At 70.5% G+C, this 21,519-nt stretch carries 23 protein-coding genes; 1 reads left to right on the forward strand and 22 read right to left on the reverse strand.

What is annotated here, in order from left to right; genetic code table 11:
• Positions 1-74 precede the first annotated feature (74 nt).
• The 16 genes from ABD907_RS05895 to ABD907_RS05970 form a co-directional block, all read right to left on the reverse strand.
• Entirely contained in the window at positions 75-380 is a 306-nt protein-coding gene (locus ABD907_RS05895; RefSeq protein ID WP_345214827.1) for a hypothetical protein, read from the reverse strand.
• Positions 380-1,837 (reverse strand): glycoside hydrolase family 1 protein, encoded by a 1,458-nt coding sequence (locus tag ABD907_RS05900; protein ID WP_345214828.1) that lies wholly within the window; start codon positions 1,835-1,837, stop codon positions 380-382. Before ABD907_RS05900 ends, ABD907_RS05895 begins: the two co-directional genes overlap by 1 nt.
• Entirely contained in the window at positions 1,834-3,030 is a 1,197-nt protein-coding gene (locus ABD907_RS05905) for an N-acetylglucosamine-6-phosphate deacetylase (RefSeq protein WP_345214829.1), read from the reverse strand. Before ABD907_RS05905 ends, ABD907_RS05900 begins: the two co-directional genes overlap by 4 nt.
• Positions 3,031-3,274: 244 nt before the next feature.
• Complete coding sequence (gene nucS, locus ABD907_RS05910; RefSeq protein WP_345214830.1) at positions 3,275-3,970, reverse strand: endonuclease NucS; 696 nt, start codon at positions 3,968-3,970, stop codon at positions 3,275-3,277.
• A gap of 109 nt (positions 3,971-4,079) precedes the next feature.
• Positions 4,080-4,457: a DUF2550 family protein gene (locus ABD907_RS05915; RefSeq protein WP_345214831.1), complete on the reverse strand. Its 378-nt coding sequence runs from the start codon at positions 4,455-4,457 to the stop codon at positions 4,080-4,082.
• A gap of 36 nt (positions 4,458-4,493) precedes the next feature.
• Positions 4,494-4,754 (reverse strand): F0F1 ATP synthase subunit epsilon, encoded by a 261-nt coding sequence (locus ABD907_RS05920; protein ID WP_345215404.1) that lies wholly within the window; start codon positions 4,752-4,754, stop codon positions 4,494-4,496.
• Positions 4,755-4,792: 38 nt separating this feature from the next.
• Positions 4,793-6,253: a F0F1 ATP synthase subunit beta gene (atpD, locus tag ABD907_RS05925; protein ID WP_345214832.1), complete on the reverse strand. Its 1,461-nt coding sequence runs from the start codon at positions 6,251-6,253 to the stop codon at positions 4,793-4,795.
• Between the two features lie 22 nt (positions 6,254-6,275).
• Entirely contained in the window at positions 6,276-7,175 is a 900-nt protein-coding gene (locus ABD907_RS05930; RefSeq protein WP_345214833.1) for a F0F1 ATP synthase subunit gamma, read from the reverse strand.
• 3 nt (positions 7,176-7,178) lie between these two features.
• Entirely contained in the window at positions 7,179-8,813 is a 1,635-nt protein-coding gene (gene atpA / locus ABD907_RS05935; RefSeq protein ID WP_345214834.1) for a F0F1 ATP synthase subunit alpha, read from the reverse strand.
• 70 nt (positions 8,814-8,883) lie between these two features.
• Positions 8,884-9,699: a F0F1 ATP synthase subunit delta gene (locus tag ABD907_RS05940; protein WP_345214835.1), complete on the reverse strand. Its 816-nt coding sequence runs from the start codon at positions 9,697-9,699 to the stop codon at positions 8,884-8,886.
• Positions 9,699-10,271, reverse strand: a complete 573-nt coding sequence (locus ABD907_RS05945) for a F0F1 ATP synthase subunit B (protein WP_345214836.1) — start codon at positions 10,269-10,271, stop codon at positions 9,699-9,701. Before ABD907_RS05945 ends, ABD907_RS05940 begins: the two co-directional genes overlap by 1 nt.
• Positions 10,271-10,495 carry an ATP synthase F0 subunit C gene (gene atpE / locus ABD907_RS05950; RefSeq protein ID WP_345214837.1) on the reverse strand — a complete coding sequence of 75 codons (225 nt, stop codon included), beginning with the start codon at positions 10,493-10,495 and terminating at the stop codon, positions 10,271-10,273. The genes ABD907_RS05945 and atpE overlap by 1 nt, the downstream gene beginning before the upstream one ends.
• A 95-nt stretch (positions 10,496-10,590) precedes the next feature.
• Positions 10,591-11,376 (reverse strand): F0F1 ATP synthase subunit A, encoded by a 786-nt coding sequence (gene atpB / locus ABD907_RS05955; RefSeq protein WP_345214838.1) that lies wholly within the window; start codon positions 11,374-11,376, stop codon positions 10,591-10,593.
• A 268-nt stretch (positions 11,377-11,644) separates the two neighbouring features.
• Positions 11,645-12,208: a Cg1360 family ATP-synthase-associated protein gene (locus tag ABD907_RS05960; RefSeq protein ID WP_345214839.1), complete on the reverse strand. Its 564-nt coding sequence runs from the start codon at positions 12,206-12,208 to the stop codon at positions 11,645-11,647.
• A 78-nt stretch (positions 12,209-12,286) separates the two neighbouring features.
• The gene (locus ABD907_RS05965) at positions 12,287-13,402 is read right to left on the reverse strand and encodes an MraY family glycosyltransferase (RefSeq protein WP_345214840.1); all 1,116 of its coding nucleotides are present in this window, start codon (positions 13,400-13,402) and stop codon (positions 12,287-12,289) included.
• Complete coding sequence (locus ABD907_RS05970; RefSeq protein ID WP_345214841.1) at positions 13,399-14,139, reverse strand: L-threonylcarbamoyladenylate synthase; 741 nt, start codon at positions 14,137-14,139, stop codon at positions 13,399-13,401. Before ABD907_RS05970 ends, ABD907_RS05965 begins: the two co-directional genes overlap by 4 nt.
• Before the next feature lie 52 nt (positions 14,140-14,191).
• On the opposite strand from ABD907_RS05970, the gene ABD907_RS05975 reads away from it, so the two are divergent.
• Positions 14,192-14,644, forward strand: coding sequence for a VanZ family protein (locus ABD907_RS05975; RefSeq protein ID WP_345214842.1), 453 nt, complete (start codon positions 14,192-14,194; stop codon positions 14,642-14,644).
• Here ABD907_RS05975 and prmC read toward each other — a convergent pair.
• From prmC to thrC, 6 genes are all read right to left on the reverse strand, one after another.
• Positions 14,592-15,485 (reverse strand): peptide chain release factor N(5)-glutamine methyltransferase, encoded by an 894-nt coding sequence (gene prmC / locus ABD907_RS05980; protein ID WP_345214843.1) that lies wholly within the window; start codon positions 15,483-15,485, stop codon positions 14,592-14,594. The two genes, ABD907_RS05975 and prmC, sit on opposite strands and share 53 nt — an antisense overlap.
• Positions 15,486-15,498: 13 nt before the next feature.
• Positions 15,499-16,605: a peptide chain release factor 1 gene (prfA, locus tag ABD907_RS05985; RefSeq protein WP_345214844.1), complete on the reverse strand. Its 1,107-nt coding sequence runs from the start codon at positions 16,603-16,605 to the stop codon at positions 15,499-15,501.
• Positions 16,606-16,713: 108 nt separating this feature from the next.
• Positions 16,714-16,923 carry a 50S ribosomal protein L31 gene (rpmE, locus tag ABD907_RS05990; protein WP_345214845.1) on the reverse strand — a complete coding sequence of 70 codons (210 nt, stop codon included), beginning with the start codon at positions 16,921-16,923 and terminating at the stop codon, positions 16,714-16,716.
• 186 nt (positions 16,924-17,109) lie between these two features.
• Positions 17,110-19,239 carry a transcription termination factor Rho gene (rho, locus tag ABD907_RS05995; protein WP_425555657.1) on the reverse strand — a complete coding sequence of 710 codons (2,130 nt, stop codon included), beginning with the start codon at positions 19,237-19,239 and terminating at the stop codon, positions 17,110-17,112.
• Positions 19,240-19,513: 274 nt separating this feature from the next.
• A complete protein-coding gene (thrB, locus tag ABD907_RS06000; RefSeq protein WP_345214846.1) occupies positions 19,514-20,410 on the reverse strand; it encodes a homoserine kinase in 897 nt (298 codons plus the stop codon).
• A 4-nt stretch (positions 20,411-20,414) separates the two neighbouring features.
• Complete coding sequence (gene thrC / locus ABD907_RS06005) at positions 20,415-21,515, reverse strand: threonine synthase (RefSeq protein WP_345214847.1); 1,101 nt, start codon at positions 21,513-21,515, stop codon at positions 20,415-20,417.
• Positions 21,516-21,519: the final 4 nt, after the last annotated feature.

Genomic DNA, 21,519 nt, shown 5'->3' on the forward strand with positions numbered 1-21,519 from the left:
TGTTACGCAGCGGGACCCGCGGTTGGATCGGGCGCGGTCGGCCACAGGTGCCGACACCTGGCGGTGGCCCTGCCTCAACGCGTGGGGCGACGCTTCGCCGTCCAGCAGGAGCTGTGCCAGTGCCGGCGCTCGTCCAGGCCGGCCTGGGCGCCAAGGATGTGCTCGGTGGACCAGGCGACCACATGCGCGACGCCGGGTGGGATCAGCTGGTCGCATCCCGGGCAGCGGTAGGACTTGTCTGACCCGGAGACCCGCCGAACGGCGTACTCCTCGCCGCCCGGACCGTGCTCCGTGCGCGTCATCCCCCGCAGCCGGCCCTCGTCCAGCGGCACGTGGCCCTGGCCGTAGGGCCGGCGGCTCGAGCGGCGGGACGAGGGCATCAGACGCCCTCCGTGGCTCCCACGTTCGCGGTGGCGGGAACGTTCACGATGCCGGTGCGGATGACGTCGGCGTACCAGCGTGCCGAGTCCTTGGGGGTGCGGACCTGGGTGTCGTAGTCGACGCGGACGATGCCGAAGCGACGGGTGTAGCCCCAGGCCCACTCGAAGTTGTCCAGCAACGACCACACGAAGTACCCACGCACGTCGGCGCCGTCCTCGATGGCCTGCGCGACGGCGTCCAGGTGTCGCGCGACGTAGTTGATGCGGTTCGTGTCGTGGATCTTCCCGTCGTCGGAGACCTCGTCGTCGAACGCTGCCCCGTTCTCGGTGACCATGAGCGGAAGGCCGTCGTAGGCGTTGTCCAGGGCGGTGAGCAACTCGTACAGGCCGTCGGGCTCGATGTTCCAGCCCATCGCGGTCAGGGGGCCCGTCGGGGCGAGGAACTCGACGTCGTCGAGCGACACCCACGGGCTGCCGGCCCCGGACCCGTGCCCGCCGGAGCCGCCGCCCGGTGCCTCACCGGGGGCGAGCTGGCGTACGTAGTTGGTCGAGTAGTAGTTCACGCCCAGCACGTCGACCCGCTGGCGGATCAGGTTCAGGTCCCCCTCGCGGACGAACGACCAGTCGGTGACGTGTCTCGTCAGCTCGGTCAGCTCCATCGGGTAGGAGCCGTCCAGGATCGGGCCGAGGAAGATGTGGTTGCCGACGAGGTCGACGCGGTGGGCGGCGTCCAGGTCTGCTGCGCTCTCCGGGTCGGCCGGCCGGGTGACGTGCAGGTTGAGCGTGATGGACACCTGCGCGTCCTGCCCGAGAACCTCGCGGACCGCGGTGGTGGCCAGGCCGTGGGCGAGGTTGAGGTGATGCGCTGCCGTGAGAGCCTCGGCAGGATCGGTGTGGCCCGGGGCGTGCACGCCGGACGCGTAGCCGAGGTAGGCCGTGCACCATGGCTCGTTCAGGGTGGTCCAGACCTTCACCCGGTCCCCCAGCTCGCGGGCCATCGCCCGGGCGTACTCGGCGAACGCGTACGCGGTCTCCCGGTTCGCCCACCCGCCGGCGTCCTGCAGCTCCTGCGGCAGGTCCCAGTGGTACAGCGTCACGACGGGGTCGATCCCTGCCTCGATCAGCCCGTCCAGGAGGTCGCGGTAGAACGTGACGCCCTCCGCGTTGAGCACGCCGGTGCCGCCCGGCTGGACCCGAGGCCACGCGATCGAGAGCCGGTAGGACTGCAGCCCCAGCTCCTGCATCAGGGAGATGTCCTCGCGCCACCGGTGGTAGTGGTCGTCCGCCACGTCGCCGGTGTCGCCGTTCAGCGTCTTGCCGGGTGTGTGGGAGAACGTGTCCCAGATCGACCGTCCACGGCCGCCCTCGTTCGCCGCGCCCTCGATCTGGTACGACGCGGTCGCCGAACCCCAGACGAAGGAGTCGGGGAACCGACGCTCGATGATGGGCTGAGTCATGTGATCTCCCTGCCTTGACGGATGACGCGAACGGGATGGAGCCCGTCGTCGGTGATGACGACGTCGGCACGGCGGCCGGCCTCGAGCGCTCCGATGCCGGGGTCACCGAGGACGGCGGCCGGGCCGGTCGAGGCCATGTAGACGGCGTCGACGAGCGGCACGCCGGCGTCGACGGACGTGCGGACGATGTCGAGCAGATGGGCGGTGCCGCCGGCGATGCTGCCGCCCGGGTTCAGCCGGGCGACGCCGTCGGCGACGGTGACCGTCCTGCTGCCCAGCTCGTAGTCGCCGTCGGCCATACCTGTCGCGGCCATGGCGTCGGTGACCAGGACAGCGCTGTCGCGGCCCACCATCCCGTGGACCTCACGGACGATCGCCGGGTGCAGGTGCGTGCCGTCGCCGATCAGTTCGACGACAACCTGGCCACGGGCAGCGGCCGCGAGAAGCTCACCGATCGGGCCCGGGTCCCTGTGGTGCAGGGGCCGCATGCCGTTGAAGAGGTGGGTGACGGTCGCGCGCGCGGACCGTCCCGTCCCTGCGGCGAGATTGTCGGCCGAGGCAGCGACCGCGCTGCGGGTCGAGTCGGGATCGGAGTCGGTGTGCCCCCATGACGGGAGGGCGCCGCCCGCAACGAGGGCCGCGGCGACGTCCTGGACGCCGTCACCCTCGGGAGCGAGCGTCATGGTCACGACGTGTCCGCGGCCGAGCCGCAGGAGCTCCTCGGTGAGGCGGGCGTCGGGCGCGATGATCAGCTCCGGGTTCTGAGCGCCGCAGCGGGCCGCTGACAGGAAAGGCCCCTCGATGTGAATGCCGGCAATCTCGCCGGAGTCCGCGATGTCGGCGAGCAACGTGACACGGTCACGCAGGTCGTCGGGTGCCGCCGTGACGAGCGAGACGACGACGGAGGTTGTGCCGTGGCGGCGATGCTCTGCGACGCCCCGGAGGACGTCCTCCGGGGTCGTCGCGTCAGGGAACGACGTTCCCCCGCCACCATGGTTGTGCAGGTCAACCAGCCCCGGCAGCACGTAGCCGTCATGAGTCGGCATCTCGCTGAGCGCACCACCCCAGCCGGCCGCGGCGGCGTGGGAGGCGGGGCCCACCCAGGCGAGCTTCTCCCCGTCCACGACGACAACGCCGTCGTCGATCACCGAGTCCTTGGTGACCACTCGCCCACGCACGACAGTCTCATTCATGGGGACCATCCAACACCCCTGGGCGGTGCTGGCCCGAATCCGTCCGTCCAGCGTCGTGAGGCGCCTGCTCGACGCGGCGCTCGCTGGGTCTTCTCCTCGCCTGTGCCGCGGAGGGCGACACCTGCCCCCGTTGTCCACGACCACGACTTGGCTGGCGCCCGATGCGGGTGGGCTCGTCTCGCGTTGCATTCATGGTCGAACCGGTGGAGTCGGGGCGAGGGCCCGGAGCAGCCTGGGCTAGAGCTCAGAACAGCCGCGAATCCACATCATCGATGCCCCGCATCGCGTCGTAGTCGAGCACCACGCAACGGATGCCCCGGTCGCCGGCCAGCACGCGAGCCTGCGGCTTGATCTCCTGAGCCGCGAACACTCCCCGCACCGGCGCGAGCAGCGGGTCCCGGTTGAGCAGCTCGAGATAACGCGTGAGCTGCTCGACGCCGTCGATCTCGCCACGGCGCTTGATCTCGACGGCGACGGCGGTGCCGTCCTCGTCCCTGGCCAAGATGTCGACGGGGCCGATCGCCGTCGGGTACTCGCGCCGCATCAGCTGGTGTCCCGGGCCGAGGATGTCGATCTGCTCGGCGAGAAGCTTCTGCAGGTGCGCCTCGACCCCGTCCTTGACGAGGCCTGGATCGACGCCAAGGTCCACGCTGTGGTCAGCGAGGACCTCGTGGATGCGGACGACAAGCCTGTCGTCGTTCTTGGTGTGCTGCACGGTCCACACCGCGTCCACCCCGGTGGCCGCCTCTTCCTCGGAGGGCTCGGCGACGTCCAGCCGGCACGGCGGACTCATCCAGTTGAGCGGTTTGTAGGAACCGCCGTCCGAGTGGACGAGTACCGACCCGTCCGCCTTGACCATGAGCAGCCTCGTGGCGAGCGGCAGATGGGCGTTCAATCTGCCCGAGTAGTCCACCGAGCAGCTCGCGATCACCACGCGCACCTAGAGACCTCCTGGACGAGCAGCGGACTACAGACGGGACGAGCACTTGCGGGTGGTCGAGGGCGTAGACGCAGCAGCGGGCTGGACGGCTGTGCCTCTGGTGTGAGTACTAGACGAGCGGCTCCCCACGCGGCGGCGCTGCTTCCAGCCAGCTCACCAGCCCGGCGAGGCACTCCCGGCGCATCGCGAGGCTCACCTCTTCGCCGTCGTAACGACAGCGCACCTCGACGAACTCGTCGGGCGCTCCACCACGCCGCTCGACGAGGTCGAGGCTCTCACGGGTGAATGTCCTCGTCGGCAGCAGGGAGAGTGAGACGAGCCGGTACCACTGCACCCGACCGACCCCGTAAACGGCGATACCGCCACGCCAGTCACGCCCACCGGAACGTACGGCGCACTCGAAGGAACCGACCCTGCGATCCAGGCGTCGCACACGCACGGCGAAGACGACGAGACCGGTGAGGATGACGACGGCGACCGCGGCCACTACGGCCCATGCGATCCCCGCCGACGTCAATGAGGCCTACTTCGCGTCCGCGGGCGTGCCGCTCTCGACCACGACGGTGACCGCGTTGTTGTCCACCGACACGAAGCCCTCGCTCACCTCTACCTCGACCTGGCTCCCGGACGTAGGTGTGATCCGCACGGTGCCGGGCTGCAGCAGGGACAGCACCGGCTCGTGGCCGGTGAGGATACCCATGGAGCCGTTCGCGGCAGGCACCACCACGCTGGACGCCTCACCGGTCCACAGCGCGGCCGTCGTCGAGACGACGTCGACATTCATCGCCACGGTGGCGACCTCCTCGCGTTAGTTCTGGATCCTCAGCGCATCTCGGACTGGAGCTTCGACCACGCCTGCTCGAGGTCCTCGAGGCCGCCGATGTTGTAGAAGGCCTGCTCCGGTACGTGGTCGTACTCGCCGTCGGCGATCTTCTTGAACGCCTCGACGGTCTCCGACAGCGGCACGGTGGAGCCCGACACGCCGGTGAACTTCTCGGCCATGTAGGTGTTCTGCGAGAGGAACTGCTCGATCCGGCGCGCACGGGCGACCGTGACCTTGTCCTCCTCCGAGAGCTCGTCGACACCGAGGATGGCGATGATGTCCTGCAGCTCCTTGTTCTTCTGCAAGATCGACTTCACCCGGTTCGCGACGTCGTAGTGCTCCCGGCCCACGTACTGCGGGTCCAGGATGCGTGACGTCGACGTCAGCGGGTCCACGGCCGGGTACAGACCACGCGAGGCGATCTCGCGGGAAAGCTCCGTCGTGGCGTCCAGGTGCGCGAACGTCGTGGCGGGCGCCGGGTCGGTGTAGTCATCCGCCGGCACGTAGATCGCCTGGAGCGAGGTGATCGAGTGACCACGCACCGAGGTGATGCGCTCCTGCAGCTGGCCCATCTCGTCCGCCAGGTTCGGCTGGTAGCCCACCGCGGACGGCATGCGGCCCAGCAGCGTGGAGACCTCCATACCGGCCTGGGTGAAACGGAAGATGTTGTCGATGAAGAGCAGCACGTCCTGCTTCTCGACGTCGCGGAAGTACTCCGCCATCGTCAGCGCGGACAGTGCGACGCGCAGACGCACGCCGGGCGGCTCGTCCATCTGGCCGAAGACGAGCGCGGTCTTGTCGAAGACGCCCGCCTCCTCCATCTCCACGATGAGGTCGTTGCCCTCACGCGTGCGCTCGCCGACGCCGGCGAACACCGACACGCCGCCGTGGTTCTGGGCCACGCGCTGGATCATCTCCTGGATGAGGACCGTCTTGCCGACGCCCGCACCACCGAAGAGGCCGATCTTTCCGCCCTGCACGTACGGGGTCAGCAGGTCGATGACCTTGATGCCCGTCTCGAACATCTGGGTCTTCGACTCCAGCTGATCGAACTCCGGGGGCTCACGGTGGATGGGCCAGCGCTCGGTGATGTCGAGCTGCTCGCCCTCCTGGAGGTTGAGGACCTCGCCGGTGACGTTGAAGACGTGACCCTTGGTGACCTCGCCGACGGGGACGGTGATCGGCGACCCGGTGTCCGTGACCTCGGACCCGCGCACAAGGCCGTCGCTCGGCTTCAGGGCGATGGCACGCACGATGTTGTCACCGAGGTGCTGAGCGACCTCGAGCGTCATCGTGGTGGTCTCGTCCCCGAGGGTCACCTCAGTGGTGAGGGCGTGGTACATCTCCGGGATGGCGTCCGGCGGGAACTCGACGTCCACGACGGGGCCCGTGACGCGGGCGATACGCCCCACGCCGGGCGCACCGGTCTGCTGCGTCGAGTCGGTGGCAGTGGCGGTCATTGGTCCTGTCCTTCTTCTCGCTTCATCGGCTGGACGCGCTGAGCGCGTCGGCACCGGAGACGATCTCGGTGATCTCGGTGGTGATGTCGGCCTGTCGTGCGGTGTTCGCGAGTCGCGTGTACTCGTTGATGAGGTCCTCGGCGTTGTCCGTGGCGGTCCGCATCGCCTGTTGGCGAGCAGCCAGCTCGGACGCGGCCGCCATGAGGAGCTGGGCGTGGATCCGGCGCCGCACATACATGGGCAGCAGCGCGTCGAGAACCTCCTCGGCGCTCGGCTCGAACTCGTACAGCGGCATCGGCTCCGCGCCGGGCTCCGCGACGCCCTCCACGATCTCCAGCGGCAGCATGCGCCGAACCTCCGGCACCTGACTGACCATGGAGACGAACCGTGTGTAGACCACGTGCACGCCGCTGACGCCGCCCTCCTCGACCGGGGCGAGGAAGGCACCCAGCAGGGCCTCGGCGATCTCGTGCGCGCGCTCGACGGTCGGTGCGTCGGAGCCGCCGGTCCAGGACTGGGCGATCTCACGACCGCGGAACCGGAAGTAGCTCTCGCCGCGCCGACCGCTGACGAAGAGCACGGGCTCCTTGCCGTCCTCCACCAGCTCGGCGAGGAGGCGCTCCGTGGCGCGCAGCACCGTCGCGGAGTACGCACCGGCCTGGCCACGGTCCGCCGTCACCACGAGCACCGCGACCCGCTTGGTGTCGTTGCGGCCCTCGATGAGCGGGTGAGCCAGATCCGCGTGCGCGGAGACCGCCGACACCGCTCGGATGAGCGCCTGCGTGTACGGGTCGGCGGCCTTGGCCGCGTCGCGTGCCTTACCGATGCGCGAGGCCGCGATGAGCTCCATGGCCCGGAACATCTTCTTCAGGGTCTGCGTCGTCCTGATCTTCTGCTTGTAGACCCTCTGCTCACCGGCCATGGCTCAGCTCCGCTTCGCGCTGACGATCTGCTCCTGCTCGCGCTCCGCCTCGACCTCGTCCGCACCCGGCTCGGCATTCAGCGCCTGGCCCGAGGAGTCGAGGAAGCCCTTGCGGAACTCCTCGACACCGGCGCGCAGCGCGTCCTCGGTCTCGCCACCGAGCTTGCCCGTCTCGAGGATCTCGGGCAGCACGTTGGTGTGCCGCTTGAGGTGGTCGAGCATCTCCGACTCGAAACGCGCGACGTCACTGACCTCGACGTCATCCAGGAAGCCGTTGGTGCCGGCCCAGATCGAGGCGACCTGCTCCTCGACGGGGTACGGGGTGTACTGCGGCTGCTTGAGCAGCTCCATGAGCCGCTCACCACGAGTCAGCTGCTGGCGCGTCGTCGGGTCCAGGTCGGACGCGAACATCGCGAAGGCAGCCATGGCGCGGTACTGCGCCAGGGTGATCTTCAGCGTGCCGGAAACCGACTTCATCGCCTTGACCTGAGCGTCACCGCCCACACGCGAGACGGAGATACCGACGTCGATCGCGGGGCGCTGGTTGGCGTTGAACAGGTCCGACTGCAGGAAGATCTGGCCGTCGGTGATGGAGATGACGTTCGTCGGGATGTACGCCGAGACGTCGTTCGCCTTGGTCTCGACGATCGGCAGACCGGTGATCGAACCGGCGCCCAGCTCGTCCGAGAGCTTCGCGCACCGCTCGAGCAGACGGGAGTGCAGGTAGAACACGTCGCCCGGGTAGGCCTCACGGCCCGGCGGACGCCGCAGGAGGAGCGAGACCGCGCGGTAGGCCTCGGCCTGCTTCGAAAGGTCGTCGAAGATGATCAGCACGTGCTTGCCGGAGTACATCCAGTGCTGCGCGATGGCGGAGCCGGTGTACGGAGACAAGTACTTGAAGCCGGCCGGGTCGGACGCGGGGGCGGCCACGATCGTCGTGTACTCGAGCGCTCCGGCCTCCTCGAGGGCGGCACGCACACCGGCGATGGTCGAGCCCTTCTGGCCGACCGCCACGTAGATGCAGCGGACCTGCTTGGCCGGGTCGCCAGACTCCCAGTTCGCCTTCTGATTCAGGATCGTGTCGAGCCCGACGGCGGTCTTGCCGGTCTGTCGGTCGCCGATGATGAGCTGGCGCTGTCCGCGACCGATCGGGGTCATCGAGTCGATGGCCTTCAGGCCGGTCTGCAGCGGCTCGTGCACGGACTTGCGGTCCATGACGCCGGGTGCGCGCAGCTCCAGCGCACGCCGGCCCTCGATGCCGGTGATCTCACCGAGACCGTCCAGCGGCTCACCCAGCGGGTCGACGACCCGGCCCAGGTAGCCCTCGCCGACGGGCACCGAGAGCACCTCACCGGTCCGGCGGACCTCCTGGCCCTCCTCGATGCCGGTGAAGTCACCGAGGACGACGATGCCGATCTCGCGCTCCTCGAGGTTCATCGCCAGTCCCAGCGTGCCGTCCTCGAACCGCAGCAGCTCGTTCGTCATGGCACCGGGAAGCCCCGAGACGCGTGCGACGCCGTCGGCCGCGAGCGTGACGTGCCCGACCTCTTCGCTCGCTGCCTTGGTGGGTTCGTAGGAACTCACGAAGCTGTCCAGCGCAGCCCGGATCTCCTCCGGCCGGATCGTCAGCTCAGCCATTGATCTTCCTTCGTTCTGTTGCTCCCCGCCTGGTGCGGCGGTCGGTCAGGTCTGTGTAGTTCGATGAGGATCAGCCGGCCAGCCTGCGCCTTGCGTCGGCGATCCGCGAGGCGAGGGTAGCGTCGACAACATTGTCGCCGACCTGCACGCGCAGGCCGCCGACGACCTCTGGGTCGATGCCGACGTGGATCTGGACCTCGCTGCCGTGCTGACGCTGCAGGATGTCGGTCAGCCGGTCGATCTGCGCGTCGGTCAGCGGGACCGCCGACGTCACGGAGGCGACCAGTCGTTGACGGCGCGCGGCGGCCTGCTCAGCGATACCGCGCAAGAGGCTGTGCACGCTCCTGCCACGGGGCGCGGAGGCGGCCCGCACAGCGAGCAGCTCGCTCTCCGGAGTGACCTTCCCGCCCAGGACCGACGACATCAGGCGGCCGCGGTCCTCGTCCGAGCGTTCGTGCGCCGACAGCGCCCGACGCAGCTCGCGCTGGTCGATGAGGATCCGGTCCAGCCGGTAGACCTCGTCCTCGACCTCTTCCAGCCGGCCGGCCTGCTGGGCCGACGCCAAGACCGACGAGGCCGCGAGGGCCTCGACGGCGTCGGTCAGATCGGCAGCCTCGGACCAGCGCTCACGGACCAGCCCGGCCACCAGGTCGAGCACCTCCGGCTCGACCTTGCCGCCGAGCACCGCCTGGGCGAGCTTGGCCCGGTCCGCCCCGTCCCGGGACGGATCGGTGAGGGCTCGTCGCAGGGCGACGGCGGAGTCGAGCAGGTCGACGACGCCGAACAGCTGCTCGCCGTAGCCTCGTGCGGACTCGCCCGAATCGCGCAGGACCGGCTCCCACCGCTCCTCCGCCCGGGCAAGCGCGGACGTGCTGGTCGCTCGCATCACGCCTCCTGGCCAGCGCGTGTCTGGCTCCCGGTGGCACCGACGCTCTCGGTGTTGTCGAGCTCGTCGAGGAACCGGTCGATGACGCGCGACTGCAGCGCCTGGTCGTTCACGGACTCACCGACGATCCGGGACGCGAGCTCGGAAGCGAGCATCCCGACGTCGGCCCGCAGAGAGATCTGCGCGGCCTGGCGGTCCGCCTCGATCTGGCGCGTGGCATTCTCGGTCACCCGGTCGGCCTCGGCCTGTGCCTTGTCCCGCGCCTCGGCGACGATCTGCTTGCCCTCTTCCTGGGCCCGCTCGCGAACCTCGGCGGCCTCGCGGCGCGCCTCGTTCAGCTCGGCGGCGATGCGCTTCTCCGCCTCGGCGGCAGCCTTCTCCGCGCGATCGGCCTGGGTCAGGCCGTGCTCGATCTTCTCAGCACGCTCGTCGAGGACCTGCGTCAGTCGCGGCACCGCGTACTTGACCATGAAGAACGCGATGATGGCGACGGCGACCAGGGACCAGATGATGTCGTAGTCGGCCGGGAGCAGCGGATTCTGCTCCGTCTCCGCCAGCAGCACGGAAGTCATCACGGGAACACGAAGCCAGCCGCGAGGCCCAGCAGACCGAGCGCCTCGACCAGGGCGATACCGATGAACATGTTGGTGCGCAGCGGGCCGGCCAGCTCGGGCTGACGGGCGATCGACTCCTGGGTCTTACCGATGAGGACACCGACACCGATACCGGGGCCGATGGTGGCGAGACCGTAGCCGACGGCATTGAGGTTGCCGGCGAGTTCGAGCGTTCCCTCCATGGGGAGTACTTCCTTCCTGTGTGGCGTGATCGTGCGATCACGTCGGTGGGTCGAGCCGCAGCGAGAGCCACGGAGTCTCTGGGTCGTTGTTGCGGTCAGTGAGCCTCGACGGACAGCTGGATGTACACGGCCGTGAGCAGCGCGAAGATGTACGCCTGCAGCGTCGCGATGAAGATCTCGAGGAGGGTGAACGCCAGGCCGCCGATCCCGGTCACCACACCGAACAGCGCCAGCGGGCCACCGGCCTCGAAGAACAGGTAGTGCGTCGCCGAGAAGCAGAGCACCAGGAGCAGGTGGCCCGCGATCATGTTGGCGAGGAGTCGGACCGTCAGGGTGACCGGCCGCAGGATGAACGTCGAGAAGAACTCCAGCGGGGTCAGCAGGATGTAGATCACCTTCGGGACACCGGGCGGGAAGAGCTGGTCCCTGAAGAAGTGCCCGGTGCCGCGCTCCTTGATGCCGGCGCGGATGAAGGCCACGTAGGCGATGGCCGCGAAGACGATCGGCACGCCGACCACGGAGGATCCCGCCAGGTTGAGGAACGGGACGACGCCGGTGATGTTCATTGCCAGTACACCGAAGAAGATGACGGCCAGCAGCGGCGTGTACCGGCGGCCGCGCTCCCTGCCGAGCGTCTCTTCCGCGATGCCCGTGCGGACGAAGTCGACGGCCATCTCGCCGAGCGACTGGACCCTCGACGGGACGAGCCGGGCCCGGCGGGCGGCGAGCCAGAAGAAGAGAACCAGCCCGGCGACCGCGATGAGGCGGACGAGCATGACCCGGTTGAACTCGAAAAGCGTGCCCTCGGCAAAGAGTGCAGGGGGGAAAAAGTCCGCGAGGCTCGGCGCGTGGAACCCGCCGCCCTCCTCGGCGGCGGTCACGTAGCTATGGAGCGTCAAAGACGATGCGGCAGACAGGGCGTCCCCCTGGGTGGGCTCGAGTCGGTCACAGTCGGGGTCCGGGCACGTCCGACGACGGACGAATCCCCGGGAACATAGAGAGCCTAACGCATGTGCCGGCCTGCTCCGAACCGCGGCGGCCCACCGGAGACGCACCGTGCACCGGTTACCAGAACGCCGCGTCGGTCGCCATAGCGAGCTGCGCCGGTCGCGAGCGATCCGTCGAGTGACGGGCGGTTCATCCTCGTCGTCACCGGCGCTCGTCCGGTTCCGTATCGGTCGCCTGGTCGGGACCGCCGCCGCGTGGGCCGTCGTCTCCGGTGGACGTCGCCGGTGAGGCCGTGGTGGAGGTCGAGGCGGAGGCTGCCGACGGCGCCGACGATGAGGGCTCGACGGTCGGGACCCGGGAACGCAGCACACCGAGCGACTCGATGAGCAGCGAGCCGAGGACCGCGACGACGAGGACGGCGAAGAAGACCCCCGGCGAGTAGAAGTCCCTCCCGCTGACGAGGAGGAGCACCACGAACACCAGTGCCATCTTGACGATCCAGCCACCCACCGCGGCGCCGGTGACGACGGTGAGCGATTTCTCCGCGGTGACAAGCATGGTCACGACGGTGGCGAGCATGAACAGCGCCGCGATGCCTGCGCCGAGCAGCGCACCCCACATGCCGGGGCTCCCGGCGACCAGGTGGCCGACGACGCCGCCGCCGACCGCGAGGACCGCGACGAGGACGCCCATGCGGCGCAGCATGGTGGTGTACATCTGCCGCAGTGCGGTCGAGGTGCCGTTGGATCGGCTCGGGGTGGTCATCTCGGGTGCTCTTTCTCATGGTCGGTCACACGGTCGGTCCGGGATGCTGCTGCCTCGTGCCGGCGACGCGCCGGGATCCTATTCCGCCCCCTGCAGGTCGCCCGCCCCACGCCGGCCCGACAGCTGCGACCACGTGATGATGATGGCGACGACGACGGCGACTCCCCCGCCGATCGCCACCTGGGTCGGGGTGAAGAGGGCGAGGGCCACGGCGCTGAAGGACACCACCGCGGTCCACAGATACAGGATCAGGGTCGCACGGCGCTGGCTGTGCCCCAGGTCGAGGAGCCGGTGGTGCAGATGTAGCCGGTCGGGGTGGAACGGTGACTTCCCCGCACGCACCCGCCGCATGACGGCGAGCGTCATGTCGAGCAGCGGGAGCAGGAGCACGGCGACCGGCAGGAGGATCGGCACGTACGCCGGCAGGACCTGCGAGGTGCTCACCCGGCCGGGGTCGATCTGCCCGGTGACCACGATCGCCGCGGCCGCGACCGTCAGGCCGAGCAGGTAGGCGCCGGAGTCCCCCATGAATATTCGCGCGGGATGGAAGTTGTGGGGCAGGAAGCCCAGACACGCACCGACCAGTGCCGCGATGACCGCGGTGGCGATGTTCGAGTAGTCGCCCGGTGAGGCGGCACGGGTCAGGAGATAGGAGTACACGAAGAACGCCGCGCCCCCGATCGCGATCATGCCGGCTGCCAGGCCGTCGAGGCCGTCGACGAAGTTCACGGCGTTGATGGCGACGACGACCACGAGGATCGTCGCGACCAGCGATAGCCGCGAGGACCCGATGGTGAGGCCGAAGACGGGGAAGGTGATGAGCTGGACGCCGTACAAGGCCATGAAGCCGGCAGCGAGGACCTGGCCGACGAGCTTGGTCATCCAGTCGAGGTCCCAGATGTCGTCGGCGACCCCGAGCAGGCAGATGATGGCCGCGCCGGCGAGGATCGCCCACACCGTCGAGGTCTCGGAGAAGGCGCCCTCGAGGAACGGGACGCGTGAGCCCACCAGCAGCGAGACAGCCAGTCCGGCGAGCATCGCGACTCCTCCAAGACGCGGGATCGGAGTGACGTGCACGTCGCGGTCGCGCACCGCCGTGATGGCGCCGGTGGCGAGAGCGATTCGACGCACGACCGGCGTCGACAGGAAGGTGACCGCCGCGGCCGTCAGCATGACAAGCAGGTAGACCCTCACGCCGGGCCCGAACCCTCGTCTCGCGGCTGCTCCGTGTCGGTTCGCTTGCTCTGCGCGGCCTGCTCGTCCCGCGCGGTCTGCTCGTCCTGCTCGGGCACGTCAGGAAGCAGCTCGGGCGCGATCTCTGCCAGCTCCTCCACCGCCAGGGCACCCCGGCGCAGCACGACGAGCCGCTCCGCCGTCGCATCCACGATGGTGGAGGCGACGGCACCACCGGACTCGCCGGCGTCGAGATAGACCGGCACGGTGTCGTCGAAGTAGCCGACCGCCTCGGCGGCCGTGGTCGCCGCCGGCTGACCCGAGCGGTTGGCGCTCGAGACGGCGAGCGGCCCGGTGCGGCGCAGCAGCTCGAGCGCGGTCTCGTCGTCGGGCATGCGCAACGCGACGCTGCCGTCGGTCTCTCCCAGATCCCAGGCGAGCGACGGCTGGGCGAGGCAGACGATCGTCAGCGGTCCGGGCCAGAACCGTGCGACGAGGTCGCGGACGACCTTCGGCACCTCGGTGGCGAGCCCGTCGAGCGCCGTCGCGGCGCCGACGAGCACCGGCGGCGGCATCTGCCTGCCGCGGCCCTTCGCGGCCAGGAGGGCGGCGACGGCCGCCGGGTCGAATGCGTCCGAGGCGATGCCGTAGACGGTGTCCGTGGGGATGACGGCTAGCCCGCCGCGACCGAGGACGTCGACGGCCTCGTCGAGTCCGGCGCGACGCTGCTCGGGGTCCTGACAGTCGTACACGCTCACGCGGGTGAGTCTGTCATGGGCCGGGGCGCCGCCGTGACATCCTGGCCGTGACATGAGCCCTATCCCCCGGCGCCGACTCGCCCGGTCCGCCGTGGTGGCGGTCTCCCTGGTGGTTCAGCTGCTCGTGCTCTACATGCCCGACGCGCCGGACGCACCGGGCGGCGTCGAGATCCCAGGCGCCGACAAGGCGGCCCACCTCCTCGTGTTCGCCGCCGTGAGCTACGCCGCTCTGCGGGCCGGCGTACCGCGGACCCTCGTGGTGGGCTACGGCCTCGGTCAGGCCCTTCTCAGCGAGCTCGTCCAGCACCTGTGGCTGCCGCTGCGCACCGGTGACCCGCTCGATCTCCTTGCCGACCTCGCCGGCGTGGCGCTCGCGCTCACCCTCACCCGCGCGCTCGCGCGCCGGTATCCGCGCACCGGCCGCAGGGCCGGGGCCGGAACAGCGAGCTCGCTCACCGGACGGCGGTCACGTACCGGTCGCGACCCGTCAGATCCGAACCGGTGACCACCCGCGAGAACCCCGCCGCGGTCACCATCTCGCGCACGGCGGCGGCCTGGACCTCCGCGTGCTCCATGACGAACCGGGCTCCCGGGCGCAGCAGCCGCGCTGCGGACGCGACGACGGCGCGGGGCACGTCGAGCCCGTCCGTCCCGCCCCCGTAGAGGGCAGCGTCCGGGTCGTGCTCGCGCACCTCGATCTCCAGCGGCACCTGGTCCGGCGGGATGTACGGCGGGTTTCCCACGACGACGTCCACCTCGCCGTCCAGCGCGGGCAGCGCCGTCGCCGCGTCACCGGCGACGAGGTCGACCTGCGGTGCCAGGGCATCGATGTTCCGGCTTGCGATGGCGAGCGCCTCGGCGGACAGCTCGACGGCGTGGACCTCGGCGCCGGCCACCTCCGTGGCGACGGCGAGCGCGATGGCGCCCGAGCCCGTGCACAGGTCGACCACGACGGGTGTGCGCCCGGCGGCGAGAACGTCCTTCGCAGCGTCGATCGCGACGCCGGCGACGACCTCCGTCTCCGGCCGCACGACGAACGCACCCGGACCCGCGACGAGCGTGAGATACCGGAACGCCATTGTGCCGGTGAGGTGCTGGAGCGGCTCGCGGCGGCGGCGCCGCTCCACGAGCGTGGCGTAGCGAGCGAGGGCGTCGGCCTCGGCCATGGGGGGCGCGAGCACGAGCGAGGTGCCGAGCAGATGTTCGGCGAGCAGCCGGGCGTCGACCTCCGGGGACGGGACGCCGGCCTCGGCGAGCACCTGGGCGGCACCACGGATCGCCTCGCGCCACGTCGGCACGGTGGTCTCGGACTCGCCGGCCGGTCGCTCGGGCGCCGGGCCAGGCACGTCGGTACCCGTCTCAGTACCCGTCGGCGAGCCGGGCCGCCTCGTCCATCTCCACGGCGGAGGCGATGACCGGCCCGAGGTCGCCGTCGAGGACCTGGTCGAGGTTGTAGGACTTGTAGCCGGTCCGGTGGTCGGCGATCCGGTTCTCCGGGAAGTTGTAGGTCCGGATGCGCTCGGACCGGTCGACCGTGCGGACCTGGGACCGTCGCTGCTCGGAGGCGGCGGCGTCGGCCTCCTCCTGCTGGGCGGCGAGCAGCCGGGCACGCAGCACACGCATGGCCTGCTCGCGGTTCTGCAGCTGCGACTTCTCGTTCTGCATCGACACGACGATGCCGGTGGGCACGTGCGTGATGCGGACGGCGGAGTCCGTGGTGTTCACCGACTGCCCGCCCGGCCCGGAGGACCGGTAGACGTCGATCCGCAGGTCGTTGTCATGGATCTCGACCTCGCCCGGGTCGTCGACCTCCGGGAACACGAGCACCCCGGCGGCTGACGTGTGCACCCGGCCCTGGGACTCGGTGACGGGCACCCGCTGGACGCGGTGCACGCCGCCCTCGTACTTCAGGCGTGCCCACACGCCTTCGGAAGGCTCAGTGGGGGCGGTCCGGGTCTTGATCGCGACGGAGACGTCCTTGTAGCCGCCCAGGTCGGACTCGGTGGCGCCGAGGATCTGCGCCGACCAGCCCATGCGTTCGGCGTAGCGCAGGTACATGCGCAGCAGGTCGCCGGCAAAGAGCGCCGACTCCTCTCCTCCCTCGCCGGCCTTGACCTCGAGGATGACGTCGCGACCGTCGTCGGGGTCGGTCGGCAGCAGCACCCGGCGCAGCTCCTCCGCGGCCTCGGCCGCGGCGGCCTCCAGCGCCGGCAGCTCCTCGGCGAAGGCGGGGTCGCTCTCGGCGAGGTCCCGGCCTGCGGCCAGGTCCCCGGCGGCGGCGCGCTCGGCGCGGTAGGCGCGCACCACGCGGCCGAGCTCGGCGTAGCGGCGGCCGAGCGAGCGCGCGCGACCGGGGTCGGCGTGCACGGCCGGATCGGCCATGGCCTCCTCGATCTGGGCGTGCTCGTCGAGCATCGCCTCGACGACGCGATCGGAGGACTCGGACGCCGTCTCGGTCTTGTTCATCGGCTCACAGGGGCTCGGGAGATGTACGGGCTGGAAGCGTGCAGATACAACAGCGCCGGCGGGAGCCGCGGACAAGTCCGCGGCGTCACCGCCGGCGCTGGTGGGTCGCTACTTCTTCTTGCCGTAGCGGGCCTCGAAGCGGGCCACGCGGCCACCGGTGTCGAGGATCTTCTGCTTACCGGTGTAGAAGGGGTGGCAGGCGCTGCACACGTCGGCGCGGATCTCGCCGGACGTCGCGGTGCTGCGGGTCGTGAACGTGTTGCCGCACGTGCACGTCACCGTGGTGGTGGTGTACTCGGGGTGGATGCCCTGCTTCATGCTGTCTCCTAGATCGTGTGTGCCACCGGGTCGCACGCGGATGCGCACGTGAACCGGAGGCCGACTGGACATTTTGCCAGAGTCTGACCCTGGCCGGTAGTTCGGACGTCACCGCCCCGGCTGGAGGAACGTCACACCCGGGTCGGATGTTCCCCCGGGCGCGGCGTGTCCTCGGCCCCGCGGCGATCAGCGGATCGCCAGCTCCGGCTCGCCCGACGGCGCGGGCGTGTTCTTCTGCACCGTCATGAGGAACTCGGCGTTCGAGCTCGTCTCGCGAAGCTTGCCCAGCAGGAGGTCGCTGGCCTGCTGCTGGTCCAGCGCGCCCATGACGCGGCGGAGCTTCCAGACGACCTTGATCTCCTCGGCGCCCATGAGCAGCTCCTCGCGGCGGGTGCCGGAGGCGTTGACGTCCACGGCCGGGAAGATCCGCTTGTCGGCGAGCTGGCGCGACAGGCGCAGCTCCATGTTGCCGGTGCCCTTGAACTCCTCGAAGATCACCTCGTCCATCTTCGAGCCGGTCTCGACCAGCGCGGTGGCGAGGATGGTCAGCGACCCGCCGTTCTCGATGTTGCGGGCGGCGCCGAAGAACTTCTTCGGCGGGTAGAGCGCCGAGGCGTCCACACCACCGGAGAGGATCCGGCCCGACGCCGGAGCGGACAGGTTGTAGGCGCGGCCCAGTCGGGTGATGCCGTCCAGCAGCACCACCACGTCCTGCCCGAGCTCGACGAGCCGCTTGGCCCGCTCGATCGCCAGCTCGGAGACCGTCGTGTGGTCCGACGCCGGCCGGTCGAAGGTGGAGGAGATCACCTCGCCCTTGACCATCCGTTCGAAGTCGGTGACCTCCTCAGGACGCTCGTCGACGAGCACCACCATGAGGTGGACCTGCGGGTTGTTCACGGTGATCGCGTTGGCGATCTGTTGCATGATGATCGTCTTGCCCGCCTTGGGCGGGGAGACGATGAGCCCGCGCTGGCCCTTGCCGATCGGCGCGACCAGGTCGATGACCCGCGGCGTGATCGCCTTCGACGACGTCTCCAGCCGCAGCTGCTCCTCCGGGTACAGCGGGGTGAGCTTGGTGAAGTCCGGGCGCTTGCGCGACTGCTCGACGCTCATGCCGTTGATCGTGTCGAGACGCACGAGGGCGTTGTACTTCTGGCGGTTGCCCTGCTGCTGATCGCCGTCGTGGGGCTGGCGGACCGCACCGGTGATCGCGTCACCGCGGCGCAGGCCATTCTTCTTGACCTGACCCATCGTCACGTAGACGTCGTTCGCCCCGGCGAGGTAGCCGGAGGTGCGCACGAAGCCGTAGTTGTCGAGGATGTCGAGGATGCCGGCGACGGGCAGCAGGACGTCGTCCTCGCTGACCTCCGCGGGTTCCTCGACGGCGAAGTCGTTGCCTCCACGGCCACGGCGCTTGCGGTCCCTGTTGCGGTCCCGGTTCCGACGGCGGGAGCGGCCGGGTCCGCCGGGGCCGCCACGGTCGTCGTCGTCGCGACGGTTCCGGCCGTTGCCCTGGTTGTTCTGGCCGGCGTCGCCGTCACCGTCCTGGCGGCTGCGGCGGCGGGCCGCCGCTTCGCCGAGGGCGTCCAGGGACAGGGGCGAGTCGTCGGCGGAGCCGGCGTCACCCTCGCCCACGGAACGGTCGGCGAGCTCACGCTTGAGCGCTTCCTTCGAGTCGGCGGCGCCGGCCTCGCTCGCGTCGCGGTCCTGGCCGGCGGCGAACTCGTTCCGGCCGCCGCGGCGCCGGTTCGCGCCCGCCTTCTGGTTCGCTGGCGCCTGCTGGCTCTCGGGCGCCTGCTGGTTCGCGGCCTCCGGGGCGTTCGCCGGCGCCTGCTCGTTCTCGGCAGTCTGCTGGTTCTGGCCGTTCACGGGTTCCTGCTGGTTCACGGTCGCCTGCCCGTTCGCGGGCGCGACCGGTTCCGGCTGTGTCGGCGTCGCTGCGGGCGCCGTCGCTGCCGGCGCGGTGGCTGCCGGCGCGGTGGCTGCCGGCGCGGTGGCTGCCGGCGCGGTGGCTCGGCGGGAACGACGGCGCTGGGGCGGGCCGGCGGGCGCTTCGGTGCGCTGCTCGCTCTCGGCCGGCTGACTCGCGGGCTCGGACGCGCCGTCCCGGCTGCCGGCCGGTGCGGTCGGGGCATCCTGACCCGGCGACTGCGCGTCGCGGATCGCAGCGATGAGGTCACTCTTGCGCATGCGCTTCGTGCCCTTCAGGCCCAGCCGTCCGGCCAGCTCCTGCAGCTCGGGAAGACGCATGGTGGTCAACGAGCCCCCGTTGCCTGCGGACGTGCCGGACTGGGGGGCGTCGACGGTTTCTGTCACGAGGTTCCTTCCCTCGGTGTACGTCCCTTGCTTGAGATGTGGGACGCGGGGTTCGGGTCGCCCGACCCGGAGGCTGGGCGGTGGTGACGGCCCCGGGCACGCAACGTACAGCGTGACTGGCGGGGCAGATCTGCACAGTCTGTCCGGAGTGGTCGTCGCAAGACTGGGACGACGGCCGGAGGGATTCGGTGCGCTTCCGATGGTAGCAGTCCCGATGCAGCACGTATGCCGTTCTGCGGACGGTGTTGCCCCCGTCACGGTGAGACGTTGCCCATCATGGTGAGACGAGGTGTGCACCCTCCGCGGCCACTCCGGGATCGAGGACGCGCCATCCGTGCCTGGACAGCGTCTCGGCGGTGGGGCGGTCGAGCCTCTCGAGGACGAGGACGCTCGGTCCGGCGCCGGAGACGACCGCCGGCCAGCCGGCCTCCCGCAGCGCCCTGACCGCCTCCGCCGTCGGCCGCATGACGTCGGAACGATAGCCCTGGTGGAGCCGGTCCTCGGTGCCGGCGAGCAGCAGGTCCATGCGCCCCCCGAGGGCGAGGACCAGCAGCGCCGCACGGGCCACGTTGTGGGCCGCGTCGGCGTGCGGGACCTGCGCCGGCAGCACCCGGCGGGCGGATGACGTGGTGAGCCTGGCGTCGGGGACCAGGACCGTGGGCCGCAGACCCGGCGCCAGCGGAACCTCGACAGCGTGCGGGCCCTCGTCGTCCACCCACGCCGTCGTCGCTCCGCCGAGGAGCGCCGGCGCAGCATTGTCGGGATGGCCCTCGAGCTCGGTGGCCAGCGCGAGCACGGTCGCGTCGTCGAGCGCCGCCGGGTCCGAGATCAGGCCGCGCGCGGCGATCAGGCCGGCGACGACGGCGGCCGCCGACGACCCCATGCCTCGCCCGTGCGGAATCGCGTTGCGGCAGAGGAGCTCGAGGCCCGCCTGCGGAGCTCCGGCCATCTCCAGCCCGCTGCGGACGGCCTTGACGACGAGGTGGCCCTCGCCGTCGGGCAGGTTGCCGTTGCCCTCGCCCTCGACGACCACCCGGGTCGGTCCCGCCACGGCACGGACGGTGAGGTCGTCCCACACGCCAAGCGCCAGGCCGAACGCGTCGAAGCCGGGGCCGAGGTTCGCCGACGTCGCCGGGACCCGGACCCGGACGTGCTCGTGCGCGATCTGCATACGGTTACAGGCCGAGCGTCTCGACGACGGCGGCCAGGGTGGGCGCGACGACGGTCGGCGCCACCTCGGCACGGCCGAGGGCGGTCGCGGTGTCCTTGAGCCCGTTGCCCGTCACCGTGCACACGATGCGCGCGTCCTTGGGCACCTCGCCGAGCTCGGCGAGGGCGAGGAGGCCGGCCACGGATGCGGCGGAGGCCGGTTCGACGAAGACGCCCACCTCGGAGGCGATGAGAGACTGCGCGTCGAGGATCTGCGCGTCCCCGACGGCGTCGATGCGCCCCTCCGAGTCGTCCCGGGCGGCCTGGGCCAAGGACCAGGATGCCGGGTTGCCGATGCGGATCGCGGTGGCGACGGTCTCGGGGTGCTCGACCGCCGCACCCTTGACGAAGGGGGCCGCACCTTCGGCCTGCACTCCCCACATGCGCGGGACGCGCGTCGCCACGGGCTCCAACCGGGTGGCCACGTCGTCTACCGAGGCGGCCGTGGTGCGGCCCGCGTACTCGTTGTAACCGAGCCAGTAGGCCGAGATGTTCCCCGCGTTGCCCACCGGCAGGACATGGATGTCCGGCGCGTCACCGAGGGCGTCGACGACCTCGAAGGCGGCGGTCTTCTGCCCCTGCAGGCGATACGGGTTGACGGAGTTCACCAGCTCGACGGGATACTCCTCGGCGAGGCCGCGCGCGATGTTCAGGCAGTCGTCGAAGTTGCCGTCGACGGCGACGAGGGTCGAGCCGTGCACGATCGCCTGGGCGAGCTTGCCGGCGGCGATCTTCCCGTCCGGCAGGATGACCACGCAGCCCAGCCCGGCGCGGACCGCGTAGGCCGCCGCCGAGGCCGAGGTGTTGCCGGTGGAGGCGCACACCACCATGCGGGCGTCGCCGGCGGCCACCTTGGACATCGCCATCGTCATCCCGCGGTCCTTGAAGGATCCGGTGGGGTTGGCGCCCTCGACCTTGAGCCACACCCGCGCGCCGACACGCTCCGTGAGCGCGGGTGCCTCGACCAGCGGCGTGCCCCCCTCGCCGAGGGTGACCACCGGGTCGTCGGGCCCGATCGGGAGCCGGTCCCGGTACTCCTCGACGACGCCTCGCCACTGCCGTGCCATCAGC

The organism is Georgenia halophila (genome assembly GCF_039541595.1).